The organism is Flavobacterium caeni, assembly GCF_900101895.1.
In the GTDB taxonomy this organism is placed as follows: Bacteria; Bacteroidota; Bacteroidia; order Flavobacteriales; family Flavobacteriaceae; genus Flavobacterium; species Flavobacterium caeni.
Genome location: NZ_FMVF01000003.1, coordinates 189,427 through 202,113, shown reverse-complemented (window position 1 = coordinate 202,113; position 12,687 = coordinate 189,427). Strand labels below are relative to the sequence as shown.

13 protein-coding genes and 1 other RNA gene are annotated in these 12,687 nt (G+C 49.1%); 7 read left to right on the top strand and 7 right to left on the bottom strand.

Going from position 1 to position 12,687, the window contains the following annotated elements:
• Nucleotides 1-69 precede the first annotated feature (69 nt).
• Both BLP55_RS03255 and BLP55_RS03250 read right to left on the bottom strand, forming a co-directional pair.
• A complete protein-coding gene (locus BLP55_RS03255; RefSeq protein ID WP_091140892.1) occupies nucleotides 70-1,227 on the bottom strand; it encodes a M14 family metallopeptidase in 1,158 nt (385 codons plus the stop codon).
• A gap of 70 nt (nucleotides 1,228-1,297) precedes the next feature.
• Complete coding sequence (locus BLP55_RS03250; RefSeq protein ID WP_091140891.1) at nucleotides 1,298-1,879, bottom strand: 1-acyl-sn-glycerol-3-phosphate acyltransferase; 582 nt, start codon at nucleotides 1,877-1,879, stop codon at nucleotides 1,298-1,300.
• Between the two features lie 126 nt (nucleotides 1,880-2,005).
• On the opposite strand from BLP55_RS03250, the gene BLP55_RS03245 reads away from it, so the two are divergent.
• Both BLP55_RS03245 and BLP55_RS03240 read left to right on the top strand, forming a co-directional pair.
• Nucleotides 2,006-2,656: a spermidine synthase gene (locus BLP55_RS03245; protein ID WP_317040275.1), complete on the top strand. Its 651-nt coding sequence runs from the start codon at nucleotides 2,006-2,008 to the stop codon at nucleotides 2,654-2,656.
• An 84-nt stretch (nucleotides 2,657-2,740) separates the two neighbouring features.
• Nucleotides 2,741-3,676, top strand: coding sequence for an endo alpha-1,4 polygalactosaminidase (locus BLP55_RS03240; protein ID WP_091140890.1), 936 nt, complete (start codon nucleotides 2,741-2,743; stop codon nucleotides 3,674-3,676).
• A gap of 266 nt (nucleotides 3,677-3,942) precedes the next feature.
• Here the strand turns inward: BLP55_RS03240 and kdsB are convergent, their stop codons facing one another.
• Nucleotides 3,943-4,668 (bottom strand): 3-deoxy-manno-octulosonate cytidylyltransferase, encoded by a 726-nt coding sequence (gene kdsB, locus BLP55_RS03230; RefSeq protein WP_091140889.1) that lies wholly within the window; start codon nucleotides 4,666-4,668, stop codon nucleotides 3,943-3,945.
• Between the two features lie 74 nt (nucleotides 4,669-4,742).
• Nucleotides 4,743-6,164, bottom strand: a complete 1,422-nt coding sequence (locus BLP55_RS03225; RefSeq protein ID WP_091140888.1) for an ATP-dependent DNA helicase — start codon at nucleotides 6,162-6,164, stop codon at nucleotides 4,743-4,745.
• 624 nt (nucleotides 6,165-6,788) lie between these two features.
• Between BLP55_RS03225 and BLP55_RS03215 the strand changes: the two genes are divergently transcribed.
• On the top strand, nucleotides 6,789-7,604 hold the full coding sequence (locus BLP55_RS03215; RefSeq protein ID WP_091140886.1) for a DUF3822 family protein: 816 nt from the start codon (nucleotides 6,789-6,791) through the stop codon (nucleotides 7,602-7,604).
• Nucleotides 7,601-8,149 (top strand): 16S rRNA (guanine(966)-N(2))-methyltransferase RsmD, encoded by a 549-nt coding sequence (rsmD, locus tag BLP55_RS03210; RefSeq protein ID WP_091140885.1) that lies wholly within the window; start codon nucleotides 7,601-7,603, stop codon nucleotides 8,147-8,149. Before BLP55_RS03215 ends, rsmD begins: the two co-directional genes overlap by 4 nt.
• A gap of 3 nt (nucleotides 8,150-8,152) precedes the next feature.
• On the opposite strand, the gene BLP55_RS03205 is transcribed toward rsmD, so the two are convergent.
• The 3 genes from BLP55_RS03205 to rnpB all read right to left on the bottom strand — a co-directional run bounded on the left by BLP55_RS03205 (nucleotide 8,153) and on the right by rnpB (nucleotide 10,315).
• Nucleotides 8,153-8,767 carry a peptidylprolyl isomerase gene (locus BLP55_RS03205; RefSeq protein ID WP_091140884.1) on the bottom strand — a complete coding sequence of 205 codons (615 nt, stop codon included), beginning with the start codon at nucleotides 8,765-8,767 and terminating at the stop codon, nucleotides 8,153-8,155.
• Nucleotides 8,764-9,957, bottom strand: coding sequence for a cation:dicarboxylate symporter family transporter (locus BLP55_RS03200; protein ID WP_091140883.1), 1,194 nt, complete (start codon nucleotides 9,955-9,957; stop codon nucleotides 8,764-8,766). Before BLP55_RS03200 ends, BLP55_RS03205 begins: the two co-directional genes overlap by 4 nt.
• Nucleotides 9,958-9,976: 19 nt before the next feature.
• Nucleotides 9,977-10,315: RNase P RNA component class A (gene rnpB, locus BLP55_RS03195), an RNA gene on the bottom strand.
• A gap of 111 nt (nucleotides 10,316-10,426) precedes the next feature.
• Here rnpB and BLP55_RS03190 point away from each other — a divergent pair.
• From BLP55_RS03190 to BLP55_RS17260, 3 genes are all read left to right on the top strand, one after another.
• Entirely contained in the window at nucleotides 10,427-10,729 is a 303-nt protein-coding gene (locus BLP55_RS03190) for a hypothetical protein (protein WP_091140882.1), read from the top strand.
• Nucleotides 10,730-10,966: 237 nt separating this feature from the next.
• Nucleotides 10,967-12,052, top strand: a complete 1,086-nt coding sequence (gene dnaX, locus BLP55_RS03185) for a DNA polymerase III subunit gamma/tau (RefSeq protein WP_091140881.1) — start codon at nucleotides 10,967-10,969, stop codon at nucleotides 12,050-12,052.
• A complete protein-coding gene (locus BLP55_RS17260) occupies nucleotides 11,989-12,681 on the top strand; it encodes a DNA polymerase III subunit gamma/tau (RefSeq protein WP_244503407.1) in 693 nt (230 codons plus the stop codon). The genes dnaX and BLP55_RS17260 overlap by 64 nt, the downstream gene beginning before the upstream one ends.
• Nucleotides 12,682-12,687 lie beyond the last annotated feature (6 nt).

Below are 12,687 nucleotides of genomic sequence, written 5' to 3'. Positions count from 1 at the left end.
TGTGTTTTAATTTGTGTGTTTTATTAAAAGCAAAAGAAATATAAAAATTTATGAAATACTGTTAAATTGTTAATTTTCTACAATTCCATTTACAACTTTAACATTTTTTCCTAAATTAAAATCGGCTTTTTGGTCAACTTCGATAATATTGCTATCGCCGCCGGCGTACAAAACCGCTTCTTTTGCATCCCATTCAACATGTCCGAAGAAATCGTCCAACCCGCCTATTTTCGCGACATACGCGTTAAAAACCAGCTTGCCGTCGGACAATTCTTCCTTGAACTGAGCAGCAAAATTCGTAATTATTTCGGAATCTTCATAATTTATCTTGACGTTTTTATAAACAAAATCAAAAAAACATATCTTATTTTGAGGAATATTCAAATATTCTTGCAAACCATTGCTAACTATAACGTTTTCGTTGAGAAATTCGAAACCCGACAAAAGTGCGATAAAGATGTATTTTCGGGTCACGTCACGCGCGTAATCGTTCGGATAATGACCCCCCTCGATCAACACAGTGGGTACATTCAGGAGCTGGAACGTGTCGCCCACACAATTGATGTTGAACGTATCGTCGAAACGCCCTACTTGCCCCGGAATATGCCGCTGGATTTCCTCATTCATGGCCGCGATGACGCCCACCGCCCTGGCGCGCGCATGGTGGATGTGCCGCTCCTCGTTGAACGACGGCGCCAAGAACGAAACCGTCGCAGGTTTTCCCGTATCGCCTGCGCCAAAAATCGTGCGCTGGTCGTGCAGGTTGTAGCAACAATCGGGTTTGAAATCCTCGAAAATCTTGCGCAGCAACTGGCTTTCGGGCTGCGAACGATGGAACGCATCGCGGTTAAGGTCTACACCGTTGGCATTTTCACGTGTCCAAACCTCGGCACCGTCGGGGTTGACCATCGGCAGGCAACAAAACGTAAAATCGCGCAACAGGTTATCGGCCAGCTCTGTGCCCGAATGCAACAGGTTCAGGAAATCCATAAGCGCCTTGGTGGTGGTGCTTTCGTTGCCGTGCATTTGCGACCACATCAGTATCCGGATTTTTCCGGTGCCGATCGTATAGGCGTATACCGGCCTTCCTTGCACCGATTGGCCCAGCACCTGCAACTGATTGTTTGTATTGCGCTCGGCGAGCAACGGCTCGATGTGGTTCAGGGTCACGTACCGTCCCGAAAGATGCGGGATGCGGTATTGCTCAAATAATTTCGCGAATTCCATGGGTGGGTCGTTTTGATACAAAAATAACGATTAAAACAAAGCACGCGAAAGACGTTGAGCCCTTTCAGCTCTATGCAACGGCTCCCTGTGCGAGAAATTGCGCAACGTCGAACCCCTGATCGGGACATCGGCCGCGCACGCCGACGAAAGTAGGCAACAACACGGCCAAATCGTTCGCATAATCTCCAGACGGGTACAGGTAATCGCCCACCACGACCTGTTTGCGACCGTAGTCAAAAGCTACGGGAACAATCGGAACGCCCGCCTTTAGAGCGATATAGTAAAAACCCGATTTGAGTTCGGTCACTTTCTTACGCGTGCCTTCGGGGGCGATGGCCATACGGAACACGTCGCGCTTTTTGAAGATATCGGCAATCGCATCGACTTTGTTTTGGTTGCCCGATCGATCGAGCGGCGCACCGCCCATCCACCTGAAATAAACCCCAAAGGGAAACACGAACAGCTCTTTCTTGGCCACATAATGCATCTCTAAACCGATGATACCGCGCGCGAACAGCCCGATATAAAAGTCATGCCAGCTCGTGTGCGGCAACACCATGATCACGCACTTCTTGACACCCGGATCGAACGCACCGGTGATGCGCCAGCCCATCAGCTTCCCGAAGATCAACCGGTACCATCGTCTTTTCATGTCAAAATATTTACGTAAAAATAGCGTTATTCGCTTACTTTTGGCGCGCCTTTGACCCTAATTTCGTATCTTGGGAAGGCAACGCTGCAACTAAACTACGAATTCCGCCCGATGCTGCAAAAACTGATGAGTTACCTGGTACCGATCAACATCTACAAACGCAAATCGGCGTGGAGCAAATCGTTGGAAGTGAGTTGGAACAATGGCCAGCTCGTACTCGATTCGGCCAACACCAATTATTCTTACGGCTCGCTGCAACGCGTATTGCGCAAAGGACTCAAGGCAATCGGTTTCGAGAAAGTCGTCGCGATGGACCACATCTTGGTCTTGGGCGTGGCAGGCGGCAGCGTGGTCAAGACGCTCGTCGACGAAGTGAAATTCGGCGGCAGGATCACGGGTGTAGAGATCGACCGCGACGTGATCCAGCTTGCGCAAACGCATTTTGGCCTCGACAAGATCCCGAACCTCGAGATCGTCATAGACGACGCATTCGAATTTGCCTTGCGTACGCGCGAACGCTACGATTTGATTATCGTCGATATTTTCCAGGACACGGTCATGCCCAACTTTTTGTTCGAGAAGTTTTTCGCCCAGCGGCTCGGCGATTTGCTGCTGCCAGGTGGATTTTTGTTGTTCAACACCATGATCCTGACGCCCGAGCACGAGGCGCGCAACGCCAAATATGTGGGCAAATTTAACCCCGCGCTGTTCCACGTCAAGCAGTTGCCGCGCACCGAATCGCACAACGAATTGATCTTGGTGCAAAAGCAATCCTGAGCGTCAATTTGTTGCCTTTAATTTTATCGGTTTATTGGCAACTCCTTTCCAAATAAAATCTAATTTTGTGCGATATACCGAATTATGCGCAAATACTTTTATACCGCTTCGTGCCTGTTTTTGTTTTGTTCTTCGTCCAAGGAAAGTAAAACCGTGACCGCGGGCCTGAAGATGCAGGATTTTGTGGTGGGGTTGTCGAAGTACGCGCGCGGCATCGACCCTGATTTTATCGTCGTGCCGCAAAACGGCGCCGAGCTCGCATTCACCAAGCTCAATCCCGACGCGGGTGTGAACAAGACCTATATGGATGCGATAGACGGGTTTGGTATCGAGGAATTGTTCTTCAACGAAAAGGGCAAGGTAGACAAATACCGTCTTGGGATGTTGCAAAAGTTGCAGGCGCAAAAAAAAGTAATGGTGTCGGAACTGATTACCAAGGAAGACGCCACGCAGGAGATCATCGCCCAAAACGAAAAGGAGAATTTTTTGTGCTTTCCGCGATCGGCGGCCAATGAAGACTACAAGGAAATTCCCGCCATCACCAACGAAAATACCAACGACATCACCAAATTGGCCGATGCGAAGAACTATTTGTACCTGATCAATTCGTCGAATTACAAACAGCGTTTCTACTATTTAAAGGACATTGCGCAAACGAATTACGACGTGGTCATTATCGACTTGTTCTTCCACACCAAGCCGTTTACACCCGACGAGATCAAACAACTGCAAACCAAGGCCAACGGCGGCAAACGGATCGTATTGGCCTACATCAGCATCGGGTCGGCCGAAAACTTCCGCTATTATTGGGACGGCAACTGGATTGTGGGCGACCCCAAGTGGATCAAGAAAAAATACGAGGGCTACCGCGACGAATTTTATGTCGAATACTGGAATCCCGAATGGCAAAAGATCATTTACGGCAACGACCAATCGTACATGAAAAAAATCCTCGACGCCGGATTTGACGGCGCATACCTCGACAACGTCGAAGCCTACTACTTCCTGTACAACAAATAATTACCTACAACCACCGTATCTAAGGATTGAATTGGAATTTGGTCCCGATGCTTCGGGATGGAATTTGGTACTTGGAATTTGGGATTTGGGATTTGGTCCCGATGCTTCGGGATGGAATTTGGAATTTGGAATTTGGAATTTGGGATTTGGAATTTGGGATTTGGAATTTGGAATTTGGGATTTGGGATTTGGAATTTGGTCCCGATGCTTCGGGATGGAATTTGGAATTTGGTACTTGGAATTTGGGATTTGGAATTTGAAATTCCCTAAAACATCCTCCGCGCCCTCTCCAAATCCTCCGGCGTATCGATCCCCACGCCCACGTGCGTCGTCTCGACCATACGGATGCGCTTGCCGAATTCAAGGTAACGCAATTGCTCTAGTTTTTCGGACGCTTCGAGCGATTTCATCGGCAGGTGGTAAAAATCCATGAGCGCCTGTTTGCGGAACGCATAGATGCCGATGTGCCTGAAATAGCGTACGCCCACATTTTTTTCGCGCGCATACGGAATCACCGATCTTGAAAAATACAACGCAAAACCATACTGGTCGGTCACCACTTTGACGATATTGGGATTGTTGATTTCGGCCTCGTCGGTGATCTCGACCATCAGCGAAGCCAAGTCTACCCTGCCCTCTACGTCGTCGCGAAACGTTTCGATCACGCGCGCGAGCGGTTCCTTGTCAATAAAAGGTTCGTCGCCCTGCACGTTGACCACAATGTCGACCTCGAGGTTTTGCACGGCCTCGGCAATACGGTCGCTGCCCGACTCGTGCTCCTTGACACTCATGATGGCCTTGCCGCCGTTGGAGATGATTTCGTCGTAGATCAGCAGCGAATCGGTCACGACAAAAACATCGTGAAACAAGCCGGTGTTGACAGCCGATTCATAGGTGCGTCTGATGACGGTTTTGCCGCACAGGTCTTGCATCAGTTTGGCGGGAAAACGCGTCGAGGCGTAACGGGCGGGAATGACGGCGATGATTTTCAAGGGTCAGGTTTAAAAAAGTTCAACATTCAAAGTTAAGCGTTCGGGCGTAAACTTTAAACCTTAGACCCCAAACATTATTCAACAAAATTCTCATCCTTGAAACCAATCAAATACAACTTTTCCTTAGCACGCGTCACGGCTGTGTACAACCAGCGGATATAGTCGCGGTCGATGCCATCGGGCAAATACGGTTGCTCGACAAAAACGGTATTCCATTGACCTCCTTGCGACTTGTGACAAGTAATTGCATACGAGAACTTTACCTGCAATGCATTAAAGTATTCATTCTCCTTGACTTTCTGGAATCGTTTGTATTTGTTGGGCTCGTCCTGGTAGTCGAGCATGACCTCTTCGTAAAGCCGGTTGGCATCTTCGTAACCGAGCGAAGGCGACTCGCTCGAGATGGTGTCGAGCAACAAAACGGTTTCAAACGGCCGTTGCTCGGGGTAATCGACCATCCTGATCTTGACCTTGGCGAATTGAAACCCGTACAGTTCCATGATCCCGAAAATCTCGAGCACCTCGACGATGTCGCCGTTGGCGATGAACCCCGCCGTATCGCTGTCCTTGAGCCAAAAATAATTGTTCTTGACCACCATCAAAAAATCGCCTGCCGACAGTTCGCTTTCCTTGTCCAGGATGCGCGACCTGATTTGCTGGTTGTAGGCATTGGCGCGTTTGTTCGAGCGTACGATGAACGCCGTGTCCTCGATGCTGTAGTTCGAGTAGGCCGTGTGGATGGCGTCCTGGATGTCGTAGCCGTCTACGAGCCGTATGATATCGGCAAAAGGCTTGACATCGAATTGAAAATCAGCAATAAACTCGTCCTTGAGCAACTCGCGCATTTCGGTCGCATTGAACAAAATGCCCGAATCTTCTTCCTGGCGCATGACCTCGTCGAGCTCGATGTGGTCGACATGTTTGTCGTATTGGCGTTCGAGCGTATCGATCTCGAGCGCCGGGCTGATGTCGAGGTTCACGGGCGGGAGCTGTGCAGTGTCGCCAATGAGCACCAATTTGCAGTTTTGCCCAGAGTACACATACGAAATCAAATCGTCGAGCAGCGAACCGTTGGCATACATTTTCGAATCGGAATCGCGGTCGGAAATCATCGACGCCTCATCGACGATAAAAATCGTGTGTTTGTGTTTGTTGGGCATCAGGCTGAAAGACACCCCGCCGCCACTTTTTTTGGGGAAATAGATTTTCTTGTGGATCGTGAGCGCTTGCTTTTTCGAGTAATTGGCGATGACCTTGGCCGCCCTGCCCGTGGGTGCAAGCAACACCGACTTCATCTGGATTTGCGGCAAACTGCCCACCAAGGTCGAGATCACGGTGGTTTTTCCCGTACCCGCGTAACCTTTGAGTACAAAAATTTCGTCGGTTTTGAAATTGGTGACGAAATGCGCGATCTTCTGGAAAAACAAATCCTGCTTTTGTGTTGGTTCAAAAGGGAATTGCTGTTTGAGAATGCGGTAAAAATCCTGGGAAATCATGGCGGTGGTTAAGGCCGCAAATTACGGAAAGTTTGGCAGTCGGGAAAAGCTTTTTGATTGGTAAGCCAACGATGATGCAGTTTTAACAAAATGTACAGATTTTCTGCTTGCATGGTATTTTTATATTTCGTTGGGGTATACTTCCAATGCCCCCTTCCCTGGCATCAAGATACTTTTTTTGACGATATGATCCTTACAGACCCGAGCCCAAAGGGCGAACTGTACGAAGTAAAAAACTGCAATTCGATAATTTCTACAAAATAAATCAAGGACATTTTGCCAGGCCTTTTGCAAGTTTTTCGGCCAAGGAAATGGTTGAATGACTTCTTTAAAAGGAAGTTTTTGTAAATCTGTTGTAAAAAATCTGTTGTGATTTTTTCGCAACAGATTTTTCACAACAAAAGTAGAATGTGTCAAAACAGCTATTTTATAGGAAGTTGACACAAAAAAAACTAGCGGAAAAACCAAAAGCTATGGCCATTGCAAGTTGTGATCTTTAACGAATGTAGTGGTATGGGGAACTTGGGCGGTACGACTATCGAATCAATCCGGATCCCAAAGAACCCCGACGGCCAAACCCAAAATAAATTTTTACCGACACCCAAAAATTGGTAAGTTTGCTTCATGCTCGTACACAACCCCAACATTACGGAAAAGGTTTATCGAAAACTGACCCTGATGGTCGCGCCCGAAGGTTTGTCTTTTTGCGTGTCCGATACGCTCAACCAACGCGTTTTGTCGTTTCGCGACATTGTGTTTGACCAAGCCAATGCACCTGTTGAGCAGTCGTATGGCGCGGCGTTGCGCAACCACCATGAACTCAACGAAAAATACGACGAAATCCTGATCCTGCACAACAGCAACCTTTCGGGTTTTGTACCGACTGCTTTGTTCGATGAGCACTTTTTGGGCAGCTACCTACAGTATGACACCAAGGTGTTCGAAACTGATTTTTTTACCTACGACGAGCTCCCGGCCTACCACATGAACAATGTGTACATCCCGTTTGGCGACATCAACAATTTTTTGGTCGACCATTTCAGCGAATTCACCGCCCGGCATGCCCATACGGTATTGGTTTCAAAATTGCTCGAAGCGTCAAAGAACGTCGACGAAAAAAAGATGTTCGTACATTTCAGGCCGAGTCATTTTGAAGTGGTCGTGGTGCAAAACCAAAACCTGTTGCTGTTCAATTCGTTCGAATACCGAACGCCAGAGGATTTCATCTACTACATCCTGTTTACGGCCGAGCAACTCAACTTGAACCCCGAGCATTTCAAGCTCGAGCTGTTGGGCGATATTGCGAAGGACGATGCGTTCTATACGATCGCTTACACCTACATCCGGAACGTTGCGTTGTTCGACACCGGCTACATGCAGCTGTTCAATGCGTTCACCGCGACCGAGAACCGTAAACACTTTATATTGTTCCATTCATGAGGATCATCTCAGGGAAATACAAAGGACGCCGCATTTCCCCGCCCAAAAACCTGCCGGTACGCCCGACGACCGACATGGGCAAGGAATCGCTGTTCAACATCCTGAACAACCATTTTGATTTTTCGGGGTTAAAGGTGCTCGACTTGTTTGCGGGTACGGGCAACATCAGTTATGAATTCGCGTCGCGCGGAAGTGCGTCGATCACGAGCGTCGACGCCGATTTTGGCTGTATCAAATTCATCAAACAAACCGCGGCCGAATTCGATTTTGACATCGCGGCGATCAAATCGGATGTATTCAAATTCCTCGAAAAACACACCGCGTCCTACGATTTGATTTTTGCCGATCCGCCTTACGGATTGGACCAGGCGCGTTTCGAAAAGATCGTGAAAACGGTGTTCGCGCAAAACCTGCTGGACCAAGACGGTATGATGATCATAGAACATTCGAAACACACCGCCATGGAACACATCGACCATTTCTCGTTCCAGAAAAATTACGGCGGATCGGTGTTCAGTTTTTTTGAATTCGAGACCAAAGACTAGCCGCTACTCTACCAGATACGCCTTTTTGATCAAATCGAGTTCGGGGTACTTGGCCAAAAAACCGTTGCGGTTGGCATACAGGTTTTCGTCGGACATCGGCGTCTCGCCATAACCCGAATACAATTTTTCGACCACGTCCATGCCTTGGGTCACCCGCCCCACTGCAGGAAACCCGCGCACGCCTTCAAAGTCGAGCGTATCGAGCACCGGATTGTCCTTGAGGTTGACAAACAGCTCCAGATCACGTGTTACGGGACCCGAACGCGCAAAACTTACCATCCCTTTTTTGTTGCCAAATTTTACGGGCTCGTCGGGAACCTTGACCGCCCGCCATTGGTTCATGGTGATCGTATCGGTGTTGCCGAACTGCGCGACAAAACCATCGACCACCCTGTAAAAAATCGCATCGTCGTAGTAGCCGTGCTTGACCAGTTGGTACAATCTATCGGCGGCCTTGGGCGACCAGTCGCGTGTCACGGCAATATCGAACGTGCCTTGCGTGGTTTCAAAACGCGCGGTGAACGCGGCGGGCGCTTGTTCGAGCGTCCATTGGGCGTCGAAGTCTTGCTTTTTGCAGCCCAGCACAATCAACAACAGCAATAGGGTGGCTTTTTTCATGGTTCCTGCGGATTAAAATCGGGTTGTGTAAAATCGCCTTCGCTTTTAGAGATCACGACCGTCGCGACGCTGTTGCCGATCAGGTTGGTGATGGCGCGCGCCTCGCTCATGAATTTGTCGACACCAAGCAAAAACGCCAGCCCTTCGACGGGAATCTTGTGGAGCGCCGTCAGCGTCGAAGCGAGTACGATGAATCCGCTTCCGGTTACGCCGGCCGCACCTTTCGACGTAATCATCAAAATTCCGATGATGCCCGCGAGTTCCCAAAAACTGAGTGGCACATCGTAAAGTTGCGCCAGGAAGATCACCGCCATCGACAAATAGATCGAGGTGCCATCGAGGTTGAACGAATAACCCGTTGGGATGACGAGCCCAACGACGGGTTTGCTGCAACCCATTTGCTCGAGCTTGACCATGATCGAAGGCAACGCGGCTTCGGACGAAGAAGTTCCCAACACCACGAGCAATTCCTCCTTTATATATTTAAGGAGTTGCAGGATGCTGATGTTATAATATTTCAAGATGCCGCCGAGCACCACAAAAACAAACAGCGCCATCGTGACATAAACGGTCAGCATCAGTTTGGCAAGCGGAACCAAGGTGGCCAGCCCGAACTTTCCGATGGTATAGGCCATGCCGCCAAACGCCCCTATAGGCGCGAGGTACATGACATATTTGAGTGCGAGGAACACCCATTTGGAAAGGCGCTCGAGGATACGCAAGATGGTTTCGCGCGATTTGACGTAATTCAAAACAATGCCCAAGACAATGGCCGCGACCAAAACCTGTAGTGTCGGGTTGTCGAGAAAAAAATGCCACCAGCTAAAATCGGAGGCGCGCGTGTATTTTGTGGGATCTTGCAGGACGATGCCCTGTTTGTCTACTTTTCCGGGTTGGATGATATAGGCCACCGCGATGCCGATCGCCAGCGCCAGCGTGGTGACGATCTCAAAGTAAAGCAACGACTTGGCGCCGATACGGCCCACCTTTTTCAAATCGCCCATGCCTGCGATGCCCATCACGATTGTCAGGAAAATGATCGGGGCGATGAACAGTTTGATCAAGTCGACAAAGGACTTGCCGACGATTTCCATTTGGACGCCGGTCTTGGGAAAATAATGTCCGACGCAAACGCCCGTGACAATTGCGACCAAAACCCAAAACGTCAAATTCGAAAGTATCCGTCGCAACTATTAATTGTTGGTTGAAAAAAAAAGCAGACCTATAAGCCGGATTCTGTATTCCACCGGGTCTTTCGACCAGGTGAAACCCTTATCATTTATCTAGGCCGGCAGTTACCCGCAGGCTCGATCTTTCTACCCTCCGACAACGGGCGGGAAACCCTTAAGAGTCGGTATACTTGAAATTTCACCACATAGAGTTTACCTGGTTTCACTACAGCCGAACTGTACATTCTTTCTGTTGCACTGGTCCTGACCTCGGTTGCCCGAAGCCGACGGATGTTATCCGCTATGCTTCCCTATGGTGTCCGGACTTTCCTCTCCCTCCCGATAGCTATCGGATGGCAGCGATAAGGCGGTCTGCGCAGCAAATTTACTATTTTATGCGTAACTTGTAACTTTCTGGCCGAATGTTATAACCCATACGCCAGACGCGACCAGTAATTTTAAGGAATAAAAAAATCAAAAAAGCAGCACCATGGAAAGGCAAATGTATCATTACGCTACTGTTTCAAAGGCTTTGGAAGAGCTCAAGCAAAAAGGGTTCACGACCGATTTTAACCTCGACGAACAACGCATCATCGACCACCAGGATGAATTCGAGATCGTCCACATCTACCGTTACGAAGGCGAAAGCGACCCCGGCGACGAGGCCACCGTATACGGCATCAAATCGCAATCGGGCGAAAAAGGCGTATTTGTAGCCGGCGATTTGTCGTTGGGCGATGTCAGCGCCACGCAGGTGTTGCACGAACTCAGCATCAAAGGAAGGGAAAATTGAGACGTTTCGATTGGCGCATCTTCGTTTGAGAACATCCACATCTTCCAGACCCGATTCATCCCGATACTTTAAAATGTTCTAATTGGCTGGGTAAGAGATCGAATATTTTGGAACGGTTTAATCGTTTGACTGTTTAATCGTTTAACCGAATCTACCTATTCGAAAAACGCCTACACGACTGCACGATTAAACGAATAATCGATCAAACGATTCAACTTTTCTCGTATATTTGTCGCAATGGAACAATTCGTCGTATCGGCCCGCAAATACCGCCCGCAAACCTTCAAGGACGTGGTGGGGCAACAGGCCATCACCAACACCTTGCTCAATGCCATCGAGACCAACCACTTGGCCTCGGCTTTGCTGTTTACCGGGCCGCGTGGTGTAGGCAAAACTACCTGCGCCCGTATCCTCGCGCGCAAGATCAACCAACCGGGTTACGACGATCCGAACGAAGATTTTACGTTCAATGTGTTCGAACTCGATGCGGCGTCTAACAACTCTGTAGACGACATCCGGAACCTGATCGACCAGGTACGCATCCCGCCGCAAACAGGACAGTTCAAGGTGTACATCATCGATGAGGTGCACATGCTCTCGCAGGCGGCGTTCAACGCATTCCTCAAAACACTCGAAGAGCCGCCCAAGCACGCGATCTTTATCTTGGCGACGACCGAAAAACACAAAATCATCCCGACGATCTTATCGCGTTGCCAGATTTTCGACTTCAAACGCATCACCGTCAAGGACGCCAAGGAACACCTGGCCGAAGTGGCCAAAAGCCAAGGCGTGCAATTCGAAGACGATGCGCTGCACATCATCGCCCAAAAGGCCGACGGTGCCATGCGCGATGCGTTGTCTATTTTTGACCGCGTGGTTTCGTATTGCGGCAACAACCTGACACGTGCGGCCGTCACCGAAAACCTGAACGTGCTCGATTATGAGACTTATATTAACGTGACCGATTTGATCCTCGAGAACAAGATCCCCGATTTGCTGATGTCGTTCAACGATATTTTGTCGCGGGGGTTCGATGCGCATCATTTTGTATCGGGACTCGCATCGCACTTTAGGGATTTGCTCGTGTGCAAAACCCCGGCCACCCTTGTATTGCTCGAAGCCGGCGAACAGGCCCAGAAAATGTACCATGCCCAGTCGCTCAAAGCGTCACAGGAATTTTTGCTCAAAGGCATCGAAGTGGCCAACGATTGCGACCTCAAATACAAGACAAGCCAAAACCAACGACTGCTTGTTGAATTGTGCCTGATGCAACTGGCCTCCATCACCTACGATGGAGAAAAAAAAAAGTTAACGGATTTATAATCCCCGCCAAGTATTTTTACGGACGCGTCAAGGAGTTCGAAGTCGAATCGCCTGAAATTGTCGTCGCGCAATCGGTTGATCCTGCACCTGCAAAACCAGAGCCCACGACCGTACATCCTGTGGCCGAAACCGCACAGACATCCACTCCGAACATTCCAACTACCAGCGAAAGCAAGGTGTCGGCGTTTTCGATTTCGAGCATCAAGGCCAAACGCGAATTGCAGGAAACCAACAAAAACTTCGTCAAGAAAGAGGAACACCTGCCCACCGAGCCGTTCACCGAAACCGAAATGCTCGAACAATGGTACAAGTATGCCCAGCGTTTGGGCGACAAGGGACAAAAAATCATGGAGTCGTTGTTGCTCATCAGCGATCCCAAACTGCAGGGCGCGCACATCACGCACGAACTGCCCAACGAAGGCTCGAAGATTGATTTTGAAAGCGAAAAGATCGAATTGCAAGGTTACTTACGCGGAAAGTTGCACAACCACGACATCACGATCGAAGTGATCGTCAACGAAGCCGTCGAGAACAAATTTGCGTTTACCGCTCAGGACAAATTCAACCGACTCAACCAAATCAACCCTACGCTCGAGGTGTTGAAAAAGACGTTCGATCTGGATATTTGATCTCCA

Excerpts from the sequence above, each read along its gene's own strand:
- BLP55_RS03255 (WP_091140892.1), bottom strand. The coding sequence starts at position 1,227 with ATGGAATTCGCGAAATTATTTGAGCAATACCGCATCCCGCATCTTTCG.
- BLP55_RS03250 (WP_091140891.1), bottom strand. The coding sequence starts at position 1,879 with ATGAAAAGACGATGGTACCGGTTGATCTTCGGGAAGCTGATGGGCTGG.
- BLP55_RS03245 (WP_317040275.1), top strand. The coding sequence starts at position 2,006 with ATGAGTTACCTGGTACCGATCAACATCTACAAACGCAAATCGGCGTGG.
- BLP55_RS03240 (WP_091140890.1), top strand. The coding sequence starts at position 2,741 with ATGCGCAAATACTTTTATACCGCTTCGTGCCTGTTTTTGTTTTGTTCT.
- BLP55_RS03225 (WP_091140888.1), bottom strand. The coding sequence starts at position 6,164 with ATGATTTCCCAGGATTTTTACCGCATTCTCAAACAGCAATTCCCTTTT.
- BLP55_RS03215 (WP_091140886.1), top strand. The coding sequence starts at position 6,789 with ATGCTCGTACACAACCCCAACATTACGGAAAAGGTTTATCGAAAACTG.
- rsmD (WP_091140885.1), top strand. The coding sequence starts at position 7,601 with ATGAGGATCATCTCAGGGAAATACAAAGGACGCCGCATTTCCCCGCCC.
- BLP55_RS03205 (WP_091140884.1), bottom strand. The coding sequence starts at position 8,767 with ATGAAAAAAGCCACCCTATTGCTGTTGTTGATTGTGCTGGGCTGCAAA.
- BLP55_RS03190 (WP_091140882.1), top strand. The coding sequence starts at position 10,427 with ATGGAAAGGCAAATGTATCATTACGCTACTGTTTCAAAGGCTTTGGAA.
- dnaX (WP_091140881.1), top strand. The coding sequence starts at position 10,967 with ATGGAACAATTCGTCGTATCGGCCCGCAAATACCGCCCGCAAACCTTC.